Genomic DNA, 18960 nt, shown 5'->3' with positions numbered 1-18960 from the left:
GCGAGAATTGCCAAGACAATCCTCAAAACTTCCAAAAAATAGACAGTTTGCACTTTTTTTTAACTTTTTTGTTGCCGAAACCGGTTTCGGAGCATTGAGATACCCTTAATGACTACGAATCCTTCATATACGCTAACCAACCATTCCAGCCAGATGACGGTGTCCGGCCGAGTTAAGCTGGACGAGTTGGCCGCACATCTTGGCTTGTCCAAGAGCACGGTTTCACGGGCGCTCAACGGGTATTCTGATATTTCTCCGGTCACGCGTGCGCGGGTTGAAAAGGCTGCGCGGGCCTTGGGGTATCGACCGCTCAGTCACGCGCAGGCGATCCGAACCGGGCAGGTTCGAGCTATTGCGATGGTTCTGAACAGCGAAGAGCCGGATCAGCACAATCCCTTCCTGCAGGACTTTCTGGCCGGAGCCTGCCAAGCGGCGAGCAGCCTCGACTGGACCATGACCATCTCTACGGCCACATCCGAGAAAGACACGCTGAAAGTACTCAGCCGACTTTACCAGGAGCGCAAGGCAGACGGATTCATTCTACCACGAACAGCAGTGAAGGATGCGCGCATCGGTTTGCTGCGTAGCCTCGACGTTCCGCATATCCTTTATGGGCGCACCGGCTATGGGCAGCCGAACAAGTGGGACGAAACCTCGTGGTTCGACATTGCGGGGGAAAGCGCAATGCGCAACGCCGTTTTGCGGCTGAACGAATTTGGGCATTCGCGTATCGGCTTTGTTGGAAGCGACCCCAAGTTCAACTACGCGCATCTGCGCCGTGACGGCTATGCCGAGGGTATGCAGGCTGCTGGCCTGCCCTTGGACACGGATCTAATCCGTGAGGGCGCACGCACGCGCGAAGACGGTGCGTCGCAGGGGCGGGCGCTGATGGCGCTGGAATGTCCTCCGACAGCGATTGTGTTTGCGACCGATCTGGCTGCTCTGGGGTTCTGCGCGGATGCGCAGGACCAGGGTTTTGAAATTGGGCGCGATATTTCGGTGATTGGCTATGACGGCGTACCGGAATGCCAATACGCCCGCCCGGCGCTGACAACCTTCTCGGTGGATTCGCGCAAGGCAGGGCAACGGTTGGCAACCTTGTTGATCCAGCAAATCCAAGGGGCTGACCCCTCGACATTACAAGAACTGGTTGATGCCACCCTTGTTACGGGTGGTTCGGACGGCCCGCCCAGACTGACGCCAGAAGAACTGGCGCAGAAACGACAATATCTAACAAACCAAAAACGGGGAGATCTAACATGAGACTGAAATCCAAAGCGTCCCGGCTGTTGCTTGGAACGTCGCTCGCCTTTGCGTTGACCGCGTTGTCGGCGCAAGCGGACACGATCCGGTTCTGGACCACAGAGGAACAGCCCGAGCGTTTGGCCAAGCAACAAGAGATGGCCGATCAGTTCAAAGTCGAAACCGGCACCACAGTCGAGGTGATCCCGGTCACCGAAAGCGATCTGGGAACGCGCGCTACCGCCGCATTTGCCGCCGGGGACCTGCCGGACGTGGTCTATCACACTTTGCAATACGCTCTGCCTTGGGCCGAGGCTGGTATTCTGGACACCGAAGCCGCGACCGAGGTGATCGCAGAACTGGGTGCTGGCACATTCGCCCCGGGTGCTTTGGCGATGGCCGCGTTCAATGGCGAAACCGCGTCGGTGCCGGTGGATGGCTGGACGCAGATGATCGTCTATCGCAAGGACTTGTTTGACGAGGCCGGACTTGAGGCGCCCAGTTCTTATGCAAATGTCTTGGCCGCGCTGGACAAGCTGCACAACCCGCCCGAGATGTATGGTTTTGTTGCCGCAACCAAGGTGGACGAGAACTTCATGAGCCAGGTGCTGGAGCACGTGTTCCTTGCCAATGGCGTCAGCCCGGTCGGCCCGGATGGTTTCCAGCCTCTGGACGAAGCGAAGACAACCGAGGTCTTGGACTTCTACAAGGCGATTTCAAAAGCGTCGCCTCCGGGTGAGTTGTTCTGGAAGCAATCGCGCGAGCTGTATTTTGATGGCAAAGCCGCGATGATCATCTGGTCGCCCTTCATTCTGGACGAGTTGGCCGGTCTGCGCGACAGCGCGCCGCCAACAATCAACGATGACCCGACCTCGCGCGATCTGGCGTCGAAAACAGGGATTGTCACCAATTTCTCGGGCCCCTCCAATCCGGATGGGGCAGCTTGGGGCGATGTTCGGTATTTTGGGATTACCAATGACGCCGACACGGACGCGGCGATGGAGTTTGTGAAATTCGCTATGGATGACGGGTACACCCAAACCTTGTCAATCGCGCCCGAGGGCAAGTTCCCGGTTCGTCGCGGTAACGCCGAAAACCCGACCGCTTTTGCCGAAGCCTGGGCAGAATTGCCTGTAGGCGTCGACCGCAAGGCGCCGCTGGGTGATCTTTATGATCAGGCGATGATCGATGAGATTGTCGGCGGATTGGATGTGGCGCAGCGTTGGGGTGTGGCCGAAGGGCAGCTTTCGCTGGCCTCCAAGATGATCAACAGTCAGGCCATCAACCGGGTTGTGCGCCAGTATATCGATGATGAAATCGACGCCGCGGCTGCCGTGGCCGCGATGAACGATGAGCTTGCCAAGGTCCAGTAAACTCCTGCTTGACCGGCACTTGTAGCGGCGTGCGCGCCGCTACACCTAAACCTCTGAGGTCCCTTATGTCTTCGGCCACCCCACCGACCGGAACCGGGGCGCTAGCCAAACGCGAGGCGCGTTTGGCCTGGGCGTTGCTTTCCCCGACCGTAATCAGCGTATCGCTTGTCGTGATCCTGCCCTTGCTGGCGATCTTCTGGATCAGTTTCAAGCCGTTCACCTTGTCCGATCTGCGGCCGCCCGCACCCGTTGTGCGCGAGAGCTTGCGCGGATCAGGTGATGATTTGCGGATTGAATACCGGGTGCGAAACTCCAGTCAGGATATTGCTGTCACCGGTGTCACCTTATCCGACGTTTTGCCGGATGGCGTGACCGCGGGCGAGGTCTTGGCCCCTTGCGTGCTGGACGGGCAGGATTTGTTCTGTGATTTCGGCACTCTCGAAGGTGGCTATCGCGAACGTGTTCGCATTCCGGTCACGCTGGAAGGTGACCCGGATACTTTCGAAGATCTGATCGAAGGATCCGAACCCAGCATAACTGGAAGTGGCCCAAGCGTTCTGACCAATTTCGAGTTCAGCCTCGAAAACTTCGCCCGCGTTTTTGACGGGGATGAGTTCTGGGGCGTTTTGTGGGTCACGCTGTTCTACACGGTGTTCGGCACGATCGGGGCGCTGGTGATGGGATTGTTCGCAGCCCTGTTGCTGAACAAAAGTTTCAAAGGGCAGGGGATCATACGGGGTCTTTACCTGTTCCCCTACGTGGCCCCGGTCATTGCCGTGGCCTTTACTTGGGTTACGCTGTTCGACCCCTTCTCGGGTTCGGCCAATGCGCTGCTTGTGCAAATGGGGCTGAGCAGTGAGCCTATCAATTTCTTCGGCGAACGTCCTCTGGCCCTGATCATGGTGACAGTGTTCGAGATCTGGCGCTATTTTCCGCTGTCCTTCCTGTTCATTCTGGCGCGAATGCAATCCATCGACTCTAGCATGTATGAAGCGGCAGATATGGATGGGGCGTCACCGTTCCAGAAGTTTTGGCTGCTGAGCATCCCGCAACTGCTGGGCATCCTGTCGGTGCTGTTCCTGCTGCGCTTTATCTGGACGTTCAACAAGTTCGACGACATTTTCCTGCTGACCGGCGGCAACGCGGGGACCCGTACGCTGACCGTCAACGTCTATGAACAGGCCTTTGCGATTTCCAATATCGGGGCAGGGGCGGCGGTGGCCGTGGTGATCCTGATGTGCCTGATCGCCTTCAGCTTTGTCTTCTTCCGTTTCATCAGCCGAGAGGAGGGCCTGTGATGCGCAAAGGCTATTTGACTGGTCCAGCCTTGGGCGCGCTCTGGCTGGTTGTGATTGCGACCACCGTCGCCATTACCATGTCCTTCTCGACAGGGGCGGCGTTTCGACCGCAGGTTTTGCTCTGCCTTCTTTGGGGCGCTGTAGCCGGGTTAATCTATGTGCGTTACCCCGAACGACACGCTATGGCGCGGCTTGGTCTGTCGACCATGCTAGGACTGTCTGCCCTGACGCGCTTTGGTCCCGTTCTGATCGGCTCTGAAACGTCCCTGCAGGCGTTGTTGGTGACCGTTTTTGCCATGGCTGTCGTGACGCACCTGTCGCTTGCCGCTATACTGCGGGATACACCGTTTGGGGAACTCACGCGGCACGAGTTCGAGGATGCCGTGATCCGGTTCTGCACCGGCTTTGGCTATATCTTTTTCACCGCCATTGTTGTCATCCCTTTCTACGTCATGGTCATGACCAGCCTGAAATCGCAACAGGCGCTTTTGCAGAACCCTTTGGATTTCTCGGTCGACCTGTCGCAGGGCAGTGCGTTGTTCCGCAGCTATACCGAGCTGTTTCGCGACTTCAATTTCGGCACCTACCTGTGGACATCCTTCTATGTCTCGGTCCTGACGGTGTTCATCACGCTGGCCTTCAGTGTACCCGGTGCCTATGCAGTCGCGCGGTTCCGGTTCAAAGGCCAAAAGGCCTTCTCGCGCTCAATCCTGCTGATCTACATGGTGCCGATGATCGTGTTGGCGCTGCCGATCTACATCGCGTTCTCGCTGACGGGCCTGCGCAACTCGATCCTGGGGATCGTTATGATCTACCCGGTCACGACGATCCCGGTCGCCCTATACATGCTGCAAGGCTATTTCCGGGGCCTGCCGACCGAGGTCGAAGAGGCGGGTCTGATGGACGGCCTGTCGCGGCTGGCAGTGATCTGGAAGATCACCTTGCCGCTTAGCCTGCCGGCACTGGCCTCGGTCTCGCTTTACGTCTTCATGATCGCCTGGAACGAGTTCCTGCTGGCCTTCATGCTGCTGGATGACCCGTCGAAATTCACCCTGACCCGAGGTGTCACGATGCTTAATTCCTCGGAAATTCCACGCCAACACCTGATGGCCGGTGCGGTGATTGCCACCGTTCCGATCATGGCCCTGTTTCTGGGGCTTGAACGTTTCATGACCAAGGGCCTGACGGCAGGCTCGGTCAAAGGATGACTGACATGAACTACTATACGACCCCAAGTGAATCGGCCCGCAACATTCTGATCGCCAATGATCGCGGTGGCTATACCATCCCCACCAGCGGCCTTTACCCCTATCAGTGGAACTGGGACAGCGCGATTGCCGCGCTGGGTTTTGCCGAGTTCGACATCACGCGCGCCTGGACCGAACTTGAAACGCTGTTCTCGGGCCAATGGGCGGATGGCATGGTTCCGCATATCTTGTTTCACAAGCCCGATCCGGGTTACTTTCCGGGCCCGGATGTTTGGGGCGGCACCGGACCCATCCCATCTTCGGGCATTATCCAACCACCACTGGCCGCCACAATGGCCCGGCGGGTTTTGGACATAGACCCGACCATTGGGGCAGAGAGGATGCGCGCGCTATTTCCCAAAATGCTGGCCTGGCATCGCTGGATCATGGCATGGCGGCTGGACGATCACGGTGCAGTTTGCACGACGCATCCATGGGAGGCCGGGCGGGACAACGCGCCAGATTGGGACAATACGATGGCGGCGATTGATGCCTCGGATGTGGGTGAATATCAGCGCCGTGACACCAGCCACGTGAACAGCGCGGACCGACCGACGAAATACGATTACGACCGTTACATCAAACTGGTGAACATCGGGCGCGAGGTTAGCTGGGATCAGGAGAAACTGCTGGCATTGAATCCATTCCGTGTGGCCGATCCAACCATGAGTTTCACAACCTTGCGCGCCGCCCGCGATCTGTTGGCTATCAGCAACGGTCTGGGGTTAAAGGCGGAAGGGCTCAGTGAGGATGTGGACATACTGGAAACCGGAGCACGTTCGCTTTGGAATGACGCGCTTGGTGCGTTTGATTCGCGCGATGCGCATACCGGTGAATGGGCGGACAGCGTCTCGAACGCCAGCTACTTGTGTTGGTATGCGGGCATTGACTCTGACCGGATGCTTGAGCGGGTCAAGACGGTTCTGACTACTGTCCCACACCCCATTCCAAGCTATGACCCGCAAATGCCCAAGTTTGACGAACGCCGCTACTGGCGCGGCCCGACATGGGCATTCATGAACATGCTGACAGGTTTCGGACTGGCCGAGATGGGCCATGGGGTTGAAGCCGAAGCCTTGCGTCTGAAAACAGCCCGGCTTATCGCGGGCCACGGATTTGCCGAGTATTTCGACCCTCTTACCGGAGGCCCGGCAGGAGGCAATTCTTTCACTTGGACGGCTGCGGTTTGGCTGCATTGGGCGGGGAAGAACTGATGGGGAGTATCCAGCTTAAAGCCGTCGAGAAATGGTTCGGCGAAGTTCAGGTGATCAAAGGCATCGACCTGGAAATCCAAGACGGTGAGTTTGTCGTTTTCGTGGGGCCGTCTGGTTGCGGCAAGTCCACATTGTTGCGGATGATCGGTGGGCTCGAGGATATCTCGCGCGGATCGCTTCTGATCAATGGCGATGACGTAACCGACCATCCGCCCTCCAAGAGGGGGCTGACGATGGTGTTTCAGTCCTATGCGCTATACCCTCACCTTACCGTGGCCGAAAACATGGGTTTTTCGTTGAAAGTTGCGGGCGTGTCGAAACCTGAAATAGCTGAACGTGTGGGAAAGGCTGCCGAGGTTCTCAAATTGGATCCTTATCTGGAGCGCCGCCCCAAGGATCTTTCCGGCGGCCAACGACAGCGTGTCGCGATCGGCCGGTCGATCGTGCGCGACCCCACTGCGTTCCTGTTCGACGAGCCCTTGTCCAACCTTGATGCCGCTCTGCGGGTCGAAATGCGCTATGAGATCGCGAAACTGCACCAAAGTCTGAACCGAACCATGATCTATGTTACCCATGATCAGGTCGAAGCGATGACTCTGGCCGATCGCATTGTGGTGCTGGAATTCGGCAAGATCGCGCAGGTGGGCACTCCGCGCGAGTTGTACGAACGCCCCGCCAACCTTTTTGTCGCGCAGTTCATTGGCAGCCCAAAGATGAACGTGTTGCCTTGCTCTGTGGCGGGGGACCGGTTTCGTCTGGAAAATGGTGGCATTGGCCCATTTGACCGAACAGGTGACGCGACCCGGTTGGGTATCCGTCCTGAACATATCAGCGTTGTTGAATCTGGTGCGGGGAATAGTGATGGCGTGGTCGAGGTTGTCGAATACCTTGGGGCCGACATGTTCGTTATCGTCGACTGCGGATTTGATGAGAAGGTGACGGTTCGCCTTGGCGGGGATACGCAGATCAAGGCCGGAATGCAGGTTGGCCTTCTTTTCGCGCCTGAGAAACTGCAGTTCTTCGATGCGTCAGGGCAGGCGATCAGCGCAAATTAAAAGGGGGATAACCTTTCAGGGTTTAGTCTGATCGTTGCCTATGTTTTGCAAAGGCCATCGCTTCCAAAGCATAGTTTCATGAGCTTGTCGAAAAAATGGAGTGGAGTGGTCGCAACTTTGCTAGGTCCCCCCAAAACAGTTCTGTCGGTTGAATCCAAGCGGTGCAGGGATCAAGTCAACAAGCAGAGCGGCGTCAGGCGGGCGCGACACCAATAGAAACGATCTGAGAGCACAGTGTGCTCGCCGCAGTGAGTGACCGAGCCGTGGTCTGCGCCATAGTCGGTAAGATCATCCATTCCAACGCCCAAGCGCTGCCGGATCTTTCCTGTTCATGCACCAATGCGTGATGCATTCCCGATATCTGTGTTGCGTTGAACCGAGCCAGGGTTACCAGCAGTTCGGCCAGTATAGGGTTCTGTTTGTGAGGCATGGCCGAAGATGTCCCGCCACCGGACAGCGTGATCTCGTCCACGCCCTGTTGGGCCATCAGGCAAATATCCTGCCCGATTTTCCCAAGCGAGCCTGAGATCCGCGACAACAGATTGGCATAATCAACCAAACCGTTGCGGTCGGTCTGCCAACCATGATCCACGTCATGCAACCCCAAAGAGGTTGCAATATGGGCCGCCAAATCCCGTTGCGGGGTCCCAATCGTCTGGCCATCGCCAACAGGGCCGCCTAGCTGAACGCGCTCGATCTCAGGGCGAATGTCTTCGATATTCTGATGAAAGGCATGTAAAGGGCTGCGCCAGGTTCCGATCCGGTGGCCGACGGTGACGGGCAGGGCTGCTTGCATCCGCGTGCGCCCCATGATTTTGCGTTCACTAAACTGTTCACTCAGATCGCCCAACATGTCCGACAGCTGCGACAGGCGCGTTTGCAGCAGGTTGCTGGTCTCGCGCAGCGTCATGGCCAGCGCGGTGTCCATTACGTCTTGGGATGTTGTTCCGGTGTGAATGGCTGTGGCCAGTGGTCCTGCATCCGATCTCAGGGCTTGAACCAGTGCTGGTACAGGCAGCCCATCCGCCATGGTGCCAGCGCGCAAGGTATCCATTCCGGGCACGGCCTGTTCAATCCATGCGGCAGCAGCGTCCGCTTGGTCGGCGGGGATTTTGCCGGTTGCGCCCAAGCCGCGCGAATAGGCGGCCTCGAAGGCAAGCATATGGGTAAGTGACCGCTCCGCAGACCAGATCTCTTGTGCCTCGGCATCTCCGAACAGGCCCGAAAACCAGGGGTGCGAGAACAGATCGGTCATAGTCTACGTCCTTGTCTTGGGTTGTCCGGCTAGCGTTAGGTCGCAGCCGGGCGCAGGCCCAGAATGGCGCGCGCCTGGTCTACACTCGCAACTGGGCGGTCATGGGTGTGGCACAGATCGACGGCCCTATGCACCAGCGATGCATTGGACGGGGCAAGCGTGTCGCGATCCAGGCGCACGTTGTCCTCCAGCCCCGTGCGCACATGCCCGCCCGCCGCGATGGACCATTCGTTCAGCTTGATCTGCCCGGCCCCAATCCCGGCGGCGCACCACGGGACGTCTCCGAACAGGCGGTGCACGGTTTTGACGTAGAAGTCGAATACATCTCGATCCACGGGCATGGCATTGCGGACCCCCATGACGAATTGGACATAGGGTGTATCGGGCAATTGTCCCTCGCGGTGCATCCGGGCCGCTTGCAGGATATGCGACAGGTCAAAAGCCTCGATCTCGGGTTTGACGCCGTAGGTTACCATCTCGCTGGCCAGCCAGTTCACCAGATCGGGCGGGTTTTCATAAACGCGCGTCGGAAAGTTGTTCGATCCCACCGAAAGCGAGGCCATATCCGGGGACAGCGGTAACATACCCCCACGCGCCTTGCCCGCACCCGAACGACCTCCGGTGGAGAGCTGCACTATCATGCCGGGGCAGTGCGTTTCGATCCCGTCCTTCAGCGCCGCAAACAGGTCGGGGTCCGAGGTGGGTTTGCCCTCAGCGTCGCGCACATGGCAATGAGCGATGGAGGCTCCGGCCTCGAAAGCTTCGTGCGTGCTTTCGATCTGTTCCGGCACGCTGATGGGAACGGCCGGGTTGTCGGCCTTGGTGGGCACCGATCCGGTGATAGCCACACAGATGATGCAGGGGGTTTGTGAGACAGGATCAGACATCGAAAAACACTGTTTCTGAGGGGCCTTGTAATTGAATATCGAACCGGTAGCCGCCTTCCACCTGTTCCGCGATAAGAGTTTGCCTGCGCACGGGCTGCTCAATCAGGTTCAGCACCGGGTCCGACGCATTTGCCGCCATTTCATCGGGGAAATAAAGCCGCGTGTTGAGGCCTAGATTGATCCCACGTGCAACGAGCCACAAGTTGATATGTGGTGCCATTACTGCGCCGGTTTGGTCTTTAACAGCGCCCGGTTTGATCGTGTCGAACGCCCATTCACCCGTGTCGAAATCTGGTATCACACGGCCCCAGCCACGAAAGCCCGGATCAACAGAGCCCTGATCGGGATAAACGCCATTTGCATCCGCCTGCCATGTTTCGATCAGTACATCCTTGACCGGCGCGCCGGTTCCGTCGCTTACTACACCGCGCACAGTGATCTTCGTCCCTGACGCGTCTGGCCCCGCGATGTCACGGCCTAACTCGTGCCGGTAGATATCGAACCCGGCGTCTCCGGGGGCCAGCCCGATATGCACATAGGGCCCGGCGGTCTGTGAGGGTGTTTCCTTGAGATAGTTCAGCTTTTGCACCATGGTCAGTTCCCCTCGGGCCGGTTTTCGAAATAGGTCGACCGCAGCCCGCGCAGCACGATGTCGAATTTATAGGCAAGACAGTCGAAGGGAACGGAGGCGTTGATATCCAGCACGGCCACCAGTTGGTCGATCGCGCGCGGGTCGGGGATCGTGTTGATGATCGGGCACTTGGCAATCAGCGGGTCGCCTTCAAAGTAAAGCTGCGTGATCAGGCGCTGTGCAAAGCTTGTCCCGAAGACCGACACGTGAATATGCGCAGGCCGCCAACTGCTGACCCAGTTGCGCCAAGGATAAGCGCCGGGTTTAACGGTGCGAAACTGGTAGTAACCCTGATCGTCGGTCAGCGTTCGCCCGCAGCCGCCGAAATTCGGATCTATGGCGGCCAGATAGGTGTCTTTCTTGTGACGATATCGCCCTCCGGCATTGGCCTGCCAGATCTCGACCAGTGTATTAGGCACCGGGCGAGCGTTTTCATCCAGCACCCTTCCGTGCAGCAGGATACGTTCACCCACCGGATCGCCGGTTGTAGCGAAATTGCGCAGAAGGTCATTGTCCAACGGGTCGATGTCACTATGGCCAAAGGTCGGGCCGGACAGCTCGCTTGTGGTCCCTTCCAGCGACAAGAACGGTTGTTTCGGAGAGCGTGTCACGCTGGTTTTATAGTTGGGGTCCAAGGCTTGCGGATGCCAGGCCCTGTCGCGTGGGAAAAGCTGGGTCATTCCGCCATGTCCTCCATCTCGGAGAAGGTTTGTTTGGCAAGCGCAATGGCCCGATTGGCGCAGGGAACGCCCGCATAGACGGCGGCGTGCAGGAAAGCCTGAAGGATATCGTCTTTCGAGGCCCCGGTATTGGCGCAGGCGCGCACATGCATGGGGATTTCTTCAAAGTTCCGCGTCGCGGCCAGCAGAGCCAGCGTGATCATGGAGCGTTCGCGCGGGGTGATCGTGTCATCCGCCCACAGCGTGCCCCACGCGGTCTCGGTAATCATGTCCTGAAACGGCGCGTCGAAGGCGGTTTTGCGCGCCTCGGCGCGATCTACATGGGCGTCGCCCAGAACTTTGCGGCGCACGGACATGCCGGTTGCATGGCGATCCATCACGTTCCTCTTTTCGTCGGTCATCTTCAATACGGCAGCCCCACATAGTTCTCGGCCATCGCCTTTTGCGCGGCTTCGTTGCTGCGCAGAAAGTCAATCTCGGCCCGTTGCATCTTGAGGTCAAATTCGGACTGGTCGGGAAAGCGGTGCAGCAGCGTTGAAAACCACCAGCTGAACCGCTCGGCCTTCCAAACCCTCGCCAGAGCGTTTTGCGAATACGTGTCGATCCCGGCCTCAGACCCATCTTGGTAATAGTCCTTCAAACCTTGGAACAGGTAGTGCACGTCCGAGGCCGCCGTATTCAGCCCCTTGGCCCCGGTTGGGGGCACGATATGCGCAGCATCCCCGCACAGAAACAGCCGCCCCCACTGCATCGGCTCGGTCACGAAAGAACGCAGTGGCGCGATCGATTTTTCGATCGACGGGCCAGTCACTAGGCGATCGGAAAATTCCTTTGGAATGCGGCGTTTCAGCTCGGCCCAAAAGGCGGCATCGGTCCAGTCTTCGGGGTGATCGGACAGAGAACACTGGATGTAATAGCGACTCAGCGCCTCGTTGCGCATAGAGCACAGCGCAAAGCCGCGATGGGACGAGGCATAGATCAATTCGTGATGCACAGGCGGGGTTTCGGACAGAATGCCCAGCCAGCCAAAAGGATAGATCTTTTCGTATTCGCGCCGGACCGACAGCGGGATGGTTTTTCGGCTGACCCCGTGAAATCCGTCGCAGCCCGCGACGAAATCCGCATCGATACGCTGATCTTGCCCATCGGTGGTGAAGGTCACATAGGGAGTGTCGGTTTCAGCGTCATGAATGGTGACGTTTTCGGTGTTGAAGATCATCGCGCCACCTGCGGCCTCGCGCGCGTCATAGAGGTCGCGGGTCACTTCGGTCTGGCCGTAAACCAGAACCGGGGTGCCGGTATGGTGCTGGAAGTCGACCCGGAAGTAGTCGTCTTCGACCGCGATCAACGTGCCGCTATGTTCAATTGCCTCAGCGTGCAGGCGCGCGCTGACGCCTGCCTGATCCATCAGGTCGACAAAACCCTGCTCCAGCACGCCGGCGCGGATGCGGCCCAACACATAGTCCTTCGTCCGACGCTCCAGAACGATGCTGTCGATTCCCTGCGTTGCCAGAAGCTGTGACAACAGCAAACCCGACGGCCCACCGCCGATCACAAGAACTTGCGTCCGCATCTTATCCTCCTGTCCCCGCTATGCAGGATTGCATTGTGCAAGAGGTTTCGCAACGCACGGATGCGGCCATACCGTTGCGATAAAAGCATAAGGGGGCCATACATGATCCCATGCGATGAGTGGATACCGGCCCGTATCGGACCTAGGACGCTGGACTGATGATAAGCGGGTTTGCAAAAAAAGTTGCGATATTATGCATGTTATGCATTAAATTGCATCGCGACGCATCGCGCAGAGGAGGAGGAACCAATGAAGATCAAACGCACGCTGATCGGGGCGTTAGGGGCTTTGGCCCTAAGCATGGGGACGGCGGCAACGGCTGCCGAATATGAATTCAACCTGCAAAGCTTCTTACCTGCGCAGGCGACGATCCCATCGAAAATCATCGACGTCTGGGCCGACAAGATCGAAGAGGATTCAGGCGGACGTATCGAGATCACCCGCTATCCTTCGATGCAACTGGGCGGCAAGCCACCGGAATTGCTGGATCAGGTGATCGACGGCGTGATCGACATGACCTGGAACGTCATCGGCTATACGCCGGGCCGCTTCCCGTCGACCGAAGTGTTCGAATTACCCTTCCTGGTGAATGACGCCAAGCCCGCTTCGGCCGCGTTCTGGACCTTGCTGGAAGAAGACATCGCCGCGCGTGAGTTCTCGGACGTGAAGGTTCTGGGTGGCTGGGTCCACGGCCCCGGCATGATCCACGCCAATAAAGAGGTTCTGACGCCAGACGATTTCAACGGCATGAAAATCCGTGGTGCCTCGCGTCAGGTCAACGCCCTGCTCAGCACGTTGGGCGCGACCCCGGTGGGTATGCCTGTGCCCGCGGTGCCCGAGGCGCTGTCCAAAGGTGTGATCGACGGCACGACCATTCCGTGGGAAGTGACCAAGGCGCTGAAAGTGCCGGAACTGGTGGAGAATCACACCGAATTCACCGGGCCGATGATGTATACCGTTACCTTCGTTCTTGCCATGAACAAGGACAAGTACGCCGCACTGCCGGATGATCTGAAGGCCGTCATCGACGACAACTCGGGCTTGGAATTTTCCATGTTCGCAGGCGAAGTCCAGCAGGCCTATGACGAACCCGCGCGTGAAATCGCGCTGGATCGCGGGAACAACGTGGTGACTCTGGACGCTGAACAATCCGCCGCCTGGGCCGAGGCCGCACAGCCTGTCTATGACACTTGGCTGTCCGAGATGAACGAAAAGGGCATTGACGGTCAGGCCCTGATCGATCGGGCCAAAGCGTTGATGAACGAGTACGGCAGCTAAGCCGGACCTTCCGCGCGGCGTATTCCGAACGCCGCGCGGCAATTTATCCAAAATCTGCATCGGCACCGTTGGTGGAGGGGACATGCACCAAACGATAGAAAAGCTGGCGCGCGGCATGGCATTGCTGGGCGGCGCTGTTCTGACGGCTTTGATCCTGTTGATCTGTATCTCGGTTCTGGGCCGGTCCCTCAATACATTGCTGCATGGGTGGATCGGGCAGGTTGCGCCGGGCTTTTCCGAATGGGCTCTGGGGCTGGGTGTTGGGCCTATCAATGGCGATTTTGAGATTGTCGAGGCGGGCGTGGCCTTTGCCATCTTTGCCTTCCTGCCGCTCTGTCAGCTGAATTCGGGTCATGCGGTCGTTGATATTTTCACCTCGAAACTATCGCCTCGGGTTGACCGTATCTTGCGCATGTTGGCCGAGGTGGTCTTTGCCGCCGTTCTGGTACTGATCGCAGTGCAGTTGTTTGGGGGCATGATGGCGAAGCTGCGGTTTGGTGAGAATACGTTTATCCTGCAATTCCCTGTCTGGTGGGGTTATGCCGCCAGCTTTTGCGCGGCCGTGGTGGCCGCAGTCGTCGGTCTTTATATGGCGGGCATCCGCATCCGCGAATGCGCGACAGGAAAGGAAATCCTGCCGTGAGCGATCTCGCCATCGGGTTGCTGTCCTTTCCCGCGCTGCTTTTGTTGATTTTCGCCCGCGTTCCGATCGGGTTGGCCATGTTCGTCACCGGTCTGGTCGGGATCGTGACTGTCACCGGCAACCTGAATATCCCGTTGGGCCGGCTGAAATCCGAGACTTACACGACCTTCTCCAGCTATTCCCTATCGATTGTGCCGATGTTCCTGCTGATGGGGTATTTTGCCACGCTGGGCGGGATGTCGACGGCGCTGTTCAAAGCGGCCGAGGGCTTTTTGGGCCATCGCAGGGGCGGTGTCGCCATGGCCGCGATCGGAGCTTGCGCGGGGTTCGGGGCGATCTGCGGATCGTCGCTGGCAACGGCGGCCACGATGGGGCGCGTGGCACTGCCTGAGTTACGTCGGTATGGCTATGCCGGTGGCTTCTCGACCGCCACGTTGGCCGCAGGGGGGACGTTGGGCATTCTGATCCCGCCTTCGGTTGTGTTGGTGATCTACGCGATCCTGACCGAACAGAATATTGCCAAGCTGTTTCTGGCTGCATTCATTCCCGGCGTTCTGGCGGCATTGGGTTATGTGATTGCCGTCTCGGTCTATGTGCGCCTTTACCCAGACAGCGCCGGAACCCGTCCTGCCGTGCCTTACCGTGAACGGTTTCGGTTGCTGCTAGACGTCTGGCCCGTGCTGGTTGTCTTTGGCGGCGTCGTCGGCGGCATTTATGCGGGGTGGTTCACGCCCACAGAAGGCGCTGCTGTGGGGGCGGCTGGAACTGGCTTGATCGCGCTCGCGAATGGCGGGCTGACATGGTCGACGCTGAAAGACAGTTTAACTACCACGGCCAAATCCACGGCGATGATCTTCTTCATTATTCTGGGCGCGGGGTTTTATAACGGGTTTCTGGCGCTCACGAATGTGCCGCAGGAACTGGCGAATTTCGTGCTGAGTCAGGGCTTCAGCCCCTGGGCAATTCTGGCTCTGATCTTGGTGTTTTACCTGATCCTGGGCTGCGTGATGGACAGCCTCAGCATGATCCTGTTGACGATCCCGATCTTCTACCCGGTCATATCCGTGCTGGATTTCGGCTTGGTCGACCTGATCGCGATGCAACATGATGCAGCCCGCGCTGCTCTGGCCGGAGCCGCCGACATTGCCCCCGACATCCGCGCCGAGGTCGAGGCCCTGATTGCCTCAGGGGCCGAGATCAGTCGCGATTTGCAGAAAGAGATCGGTATCCGAGTCACACAAGGCATGGCCGACCGCATCGCCGAAGAGCGCACAGCCATTTGGTTCGGTATCCTTGTGTTGATCGTGGTTGAGGTCGGGTTGATTACGCCTCCAGTCGGGATGAATCTGTTTGTGATCAACACGATGGACCGTGAAACCCGTATGACCGAGACCTACAAGGCCGTGCTGTTCTTTGTCGGATCTGACATCCTGCGTGTTGTCCTTTTGGTGCTGTTCCCGGCGATCACCCTATTCCTGATCCCATTTGGCTGATCTGCGCCGATTTGTGCAAGAAAATGCACAAACGCAAAAAACACTGTTGCAAACATATCCGAGAAATGTGCATTATAACGCATATTTCAGGCGTCGGGGCGGAATTTTCCAAAAACCTCGATTCGAATGATCCCCGAACGAGGCGACCCCATTGGGGAAATGGGTCGCGTAGCAGGGTGATTGTTTTTCCGGCAAGCAGCCGCTGGCCTGTCGAGGGGAGGAGGAACCCGTGTCAGAAAACCAGAATGCAGCCCTTTGGTTTGTGGATCGTCATCTGCGTGAAGGGCGCGGCGACAAAGTGGCCTTTCACGAGGCAGACGGACAGCAACGCACCTTGACTTATCGCGCCCTGGCCCAGGAAAGCGCACGGTTTGCCGGCGCGCTGGCGCGCCATGACGTGCGCCGGGAAGAGCGTGTTGCGATGGTCGTGCTGGACCAGATCGAATTTCCGATCCTGTTCTGGGGCGCGATAAAGGCCGGGGCCATTCCCGTGCCGATCAACACATTGCTATCCGCGCCGGTTTACGCCGCGACCCTGAACGATAGCCGCGCGACGGTTCTGATCGTATCGGCCGAGATGTGGGCCACGGTCGCACCTGCGATCCAAGGCAATACAAATCTGCGGCAGGTGATCGTTATAGGCGACGCGCCCGATGGCACCACCAGCCTTGAGGCGTTCATGGATGGGGCCACGCCAGTGGAAACCGTCACCTCGGACAGTGATGAGGCCGCGTTCTGGCTCTATTCCTCGGGCTCGACGGGTCTGCCGAAAGGTGTGCGCCATGTGCAGTCCAGCCTTCGGGCTACCGCCGACACATTCGGGGCGCAGGTGCTGGGTATCCGGGAAGAGGACGTGGTGTTCTCGGTCGCCAAGCTGTTCTTTGCCTATGGGTTGGGCAACGGGCTGACCTTTCCGCTGTCGGTTGGGGCAACGACGATCCTGCTGGGTGGCCGCCCAACGCCGGATGTGGCGTTTCAGATCATCGCCGCGCACAAGCCGACGCTATTTTGCGGCGTGCCCACCTTCTTTGCCGCGATGAACGCACGGTTCGAGGCGGGCGATCTGCAAAGTGAGCCCAATCTGCGCCTGTGCACCTCGGCTGGCGAGGCGCTACCGCGTGAGGTGGGTGAGGCATGGGAAAAGAACATGGTTGCGCAGATCGTGGATGGCGTGGGCTCGACCGAGATGCTGCATATCTTCCTGTCGAACCGACCCGGAGACATTGTCTATGGAACCTCCGGCACGGCGGTGCCCGGCTATGACGTGCGTCTGGTCGACGAAGCCGATCACGAGGTTGGCGATGGCGAGGTGGGCGAGCTGCTAGTTCGTGGCCCATCCTCGGCCGAAAGCTATTGGAACCGGCGCGAGAAATCGCGCGCGACTTTCGAGGGGCAATGGACCCGGACCGGCGACAAATACGAGCGCACGGCCGAGGGTCGCTATATCTATTGCGGGCGCACGGATGACATGTTCAAAGTTTCCGGCATCTGGGTCAGTCCGTTCGAGATTGAACAGACGCTGATCGAACACCCCGCCATCCTTGAGGCCGCGATTGTGGCCCATGCCGACGAGCAAGGCTTGGACAAGCCCCGCGCCTTTGTCGTTCTGAAAGATGGTCAAAGCGTGGATGCGATTGGGGATCTGAAAGACTTTGTCCAAGACCGGATTGGCAAGTGGAAATATCCGCGCTGGGTCGAGGTGGTGGATGATCTGCCCAAAACCGCAACCGGCAAAATCCAACGTTTCAAACTGAGGGAAACCGCATGATCTGGCAGGATGGCGGCTCGGGCCGCATGGATGTGAACGGCACGGAATTGGAATACGGCACCTGGGGCCCTGCGCCACAGGATGCGCCAACCATCGTGATGCTGCACGAAGGGCTGGGTTGCGTCGCGATGTGGAGGGATTTCCCTGCCGAGATTTCGGCGGCAACCGGCTTTGGTGTTCTGGCCTATTCCCGCGCTGGCTATGGCCAATCCGATCCAGCAGAGCTGCCGCGCACTCTAGACTACATGACTGTCGAAGCGCAGCAAGTTCTGGGCCCCGTTCTGGATCAGGCTGGCATTCAGCGGGCGGTTCTGCTGGGTCACTCTGATGGCGCGACAATAGCGGCAATCTATGCGGGCTCGGTCTCGGACCAGCGGGTGCGGGGGTTGATCCTGATGGCGCCACATTTCTTTACCGAAGAGATGGGGTTGGCTTCGATTGCCGCCGCGCGGGAAGCGTTTGATACCGGCGACCTAGCAGGGCGGCTGGCGTCTTATCACCGCGACCCGGCGGCGATGTTTAATGGCTGGTGTGATGCGTGGCTGGACCCCGGTTTCCGCAACTGGAACGTGGCGGATGTCATCGACTACCTGCGCATTCCGACGCTTGCGATTCAGGGGCGTGATGATCAGTATGGCACACTGGCTCAGATTGCCGAGGTTGAAACCCGCAGCTATGCTCCCGTCGAAACAGCCATACTGGACAATTGTCGGCACGCCCCTCAGTTTGATCAACCCACAGCAACCCTGACAGCAATCGCAGAGTTCACCGCCCGGCTTGAGCGGTTGGAACAGGCAATGCCTGAAATGGCATGACCAGCGACTGTTGGCCTCCGCACGCTTACGTACCGGGTCAAACAGCGCGTCACCCCGAAGGTCTGTTTGACCCGCTGAAAATCGGCCTGTCGGATGTTGCGCCGTCTGATCTGGTGGATACATCCGCCTGGACCAGCGGTTTGGCCTTTCTGAATGAGGGGTACTATTGGGAGGCGCATGAGGTGCTCGAGGCCGTCTGGCTGGCCTGCCCGCCCAATTCGCCAGAACGTCTGATGGTGCAGGCGGTTATTCAATACGCAAACGCCTGTCTTAAAGGCCGGATGGGGCAGCCTCGCGCGATGGCGCGTCTAATGACCTTATCCGACAATCTGGCTCGCGAGGCGGTGGACCGGGCAGGAGGGGCTGTTCTGGGTTTGAATGGCGAGATGTGCAAAATAATGCACAACAAAGTAGAACCAGAGGGTAGAATCGGCAAAAAATGCATCTAAAAGATGCGTTATTTTGCACTCATTCCTTTACTCGATACATGCAGCGCACTATCCTGCAT

General features: G+C 58.5%; 18 protein-coding genes. 12 read left to right on the top strand and 6 right to left on the bottom strand.

Annotation, left to right across the window (positions count from 1 at the left end):
- The first annotated feature begins 108 nt into the window (after nucleotides 1-108).
- From ACR0DX_RS11115 to ACR0DX_RS11090, 6 genes are all read left to right on the top strand, one after another.
- Nucleotides 109-1263, top strand: coding sequence for a LacI family DNA-binding transcriptional regulator (locus ACR0DX_RS11115; RefSeq protein ID WP_480846140.1), 1155 nt, complete (start codon nucleotides 109-111; stop codon nucleotides 1261-1263).
- Nucleotides 1260-2615, top strand: coding sequence for an extracellular solute-binding protein (locus tag ACR0DX_RS11110; RefSeq protein ID WP_170355248.1), 1356 nt, complete (start codon nucleotides 1260-1262; stop codon nucleotides 2613-2615). Before ACR0DX_RS11115 ends, ACR0DX_RS11110 begins: the two co-directional genes overlap by 4 nt.
- 65 nt (nucleotides 2616-2680) lie before the next feature.
- Complete coding sequence (locus ACR0DX_RS11105; protein ID WP_170355247.1) at nucleotides 2681-3913, top strand: carbohydrate ABC transporter permease; 1233 nt, start codon at nucleotides 2681-2683, stop codon at nucleotides 3911-3913.
- Nucleotides 3913-5121, top strand: coding sequence for a carbohydrate ABC transporter permease (locus tag ACR0DX_RS11100; protein WP_170355246.1), 1209 nt, complete (start codon nucleotides 3913-3915; stop codon nucleotides 5119-5121). The genes ACR0DX_RS11105 and ACR0DX_RS11100 overlap by 1 nt, the downstream gene beginning before the upstream one ends.
- A 5-nt stretch (nucleotides 5122-5126) precedes the next feature.
- Nucleotides 5127-6374 carry an MGH1-like glycoside hydrolase domain-containing protein gene (locus ACR0DX_RS11095; protein ID WP_480846137.1) on the top strand — a complete coding sequence of 416 codons (1248 nt, stop codon included), beginning with the start codon at nucleotides 5127-5129 and terminating at the stop codon, nucleotides 6372-6374.
- On the top strand, nucleotides 6374-7429 hold the full coding sequence (locus ACR0DX_RS11090; RefSeq protein ID WP_170355244.1) for an ABC transporter ATP-binding protein: 1056 nt from the start codon (nucleotides 6374-6376) through the stop codon (nucleotides 7427-7429). The genes ACR0DX_RS11095 and ACR0DX_RS11090 overlap by 1 nt, the downstream gene beginning before the upstream one ends.
- 193 nt (nucleotides 7430-7622) lie before the next feature.
- On the opposite strand, the gene ACR0DX_RS11085 is transcribed toward ACR0DX_RS11090, so the two are convergent.
- The 6 genes from ACR0DX_RS11085 to pobA are packed head-to-tail and all read right to left on the bottom strand — an operon-like array spanning nucleotide 7623 to nucleotide 12455.
- Nucleotides 7623-8684: a 3-carboxy-cis,cis-muconate cycloisomerase gene (locus ACR0DX_RS11085; protein ID WP_170355243.1), complete on the bottom strand. Its 1062-nt coding sequence runs from the start codon at nucleotides 8682-8684 to the stop codon at nucleotides 7623-7625.
- A gap of 35 nt (nucleotides 8685-8719) precedes the next feature.
- The gene (locus ACR0DX_RS11080) at nucleotides 8720-9571 is read right to left on the bottom strand and encodes a 3-oxoadipate:acetyl-CoA acetyltransferase (protein ID WP_170355242.1); all 852 of its coding nucleotides are present in this window, start codon (nucleotides 9569-9571) and stop codon (nucleotides 8720-8722) included.
- Nucleotides 9564-10163, bottom strand: a complete 600-nt coding sequence (pcaG, locus tag ACR0DX_RS11075) for a protocatechuate 3,4-dioxygenase subunit alpha (RefSeq protein WP_170355241.1) — start codon at nucleotides 10161-10163, stop codon at nucleotides 9564-9566. The genes ACR0DX_RS11080 and pcaG overlap by 8 nt, the downstream gene beginning before the upstream one ends.
- Nucleotides 10164-10165: 2 nt before the next feature.
- Nucleotides 10166-10882 carry a protocatechuate 3,4-dioxygenase subunit beta gene (gene pcaH / locus ACR0DX_RS11070; RefSeq protein ID WP_170355240.1) on the bottom strand — a complete coding sequence of 239 codons (717 nt, stop codon included), beginning with the start codon at nucleotides 10880-10882 and terminating at the stop codon, nucleotides 10166-10168.
- The gene (gene pcaC, locus ACR0DX_RS11065; protein WP_170355239.1) at nucleotides 10879-11283 is read right to left on the bottom strand and encodes a 4-carboxymuconolactone decarboxylase; all 405 of its coding nucleotides are present in this window, start codon (nucleotides 11281-11283) and stop codon (nucleotides 10879-10881) included. Before pcaC ends, pcaH begins: the two co-directional genes overlap by 4 nt.
- A 2-nt stretch (nucleotides 11284-11285) precedes the next feature.
- The gene (gene pobA / locus ACR0DX_RS11060; RefSeq protein ID WP_170355238.1) at nucleotides 11286-12455 is read right to left on the bottom strand and encodes a 4-hydroxybenzoate 3-monooxygenase; all 1170 of its coding nucleotides are present in this window, start codon (nucleotides 12453-12455) and stop codon (nucleotides 11286-11288) included.
- Nucleotides 12456-12704: 249 nt separating this feature from the next.
- Here pobA and ACR0DX_RS11055 point away from each other — a divergent pair, with 249 nt between their 5' ends.
- The 6 genes from ACR0DX_RS11055 to ACR0DX_RS11030 all read left to right on the top strand — a co-directional run bounded on the left by ACR0DX_RS11055 (nucleotide 12705) and on the right by ACR0DX_RS11030 (nucleotide 18901).
- Complete coding sequence (locus ACR0DX_RS11055) at nucleotides 12705-13733, top strand: TRAP transporter substrate-binding protein (protein WP_170355237.1); 1029 nt, start codon at nucleotides 12705-12707, stop codon at nucleotides 13731-13733.
- Between the two features lie 82 nt (nucleotides 13734-13815).
- On the top strand, nucleotides 13816-14376 hold the full coding sequence (locus ACR0DX_RS11050) for a TRAP transporter small permease (RefSeq protein ID WP_170355236.1): 561 nt from the start codon (nucleotides 13816-13818) through the stop codon (nucleotides 14374-14376).
- A complete protein-coding gene (locus ACR0DX_RS11045) occupies nucleotides 14373-15869 on the top strand; it encodes a TRAP transporter large permease (protein WP_170355235.1) in 1497 nt (498 codons plus the stop codon). The genes ACR0DX_RS11050 and ACR0DX_RS11045 overlap by 4 nt, the downstream gene beginning before the upstream one ends.
- Nucleotides 15870-16098: 229 nt before the next feature.
- Entirely contained in the window at nucleotides 16099-17637 is a 1539-nt protein-coding gene (locus ACR0DX_RS11040) for a benzoate-CoA ligase family protein (protein WP_170355234.1), read from the top strand.
- Nucleotides 17634-18452: an alpha/beta fold hydrolase gene (locus ACR0DX_RS11035; protein ID WP_170355233.1), complete on the top strand. Its 819-nt coding sequence runs from the start codon at nucleotides 17634-17636 to the stop codon at nucleotides 18450-18452. The genes ACR0DX_RS11040 and ACR0DX_RS11035 overlap by 4 nt, the downstream gene beginning before the upstream one ends.
- The gene (locus tag ACR0DX_RS11030) at nucleotides 18449-18901 is read left to right on the top strand and encodes a DUF309 domain-containing protein (RefSeq protein WP_170355232.1); all 453 of its coding nucleotides are present in this window, start codon (nucleotides 18449-18451) and stop codon (nucleotides 18899-18901) included. The genes ACR0DX_RS11035 and ACR0DX_RS11030 overlap by 4 nt, the downstream gene beginning before the upstream one ends.
- Nucleotides 18902-18960: the final 59 nt, after the last annotated feature.

It is taken from the genome of Ruegeria sp. D3 (assembly GCF_056534465.1).
Note: the sequence above shows the minus strand (reverse complement) of the source record. Positions and strands in the feature narration are given on the sequence as shown.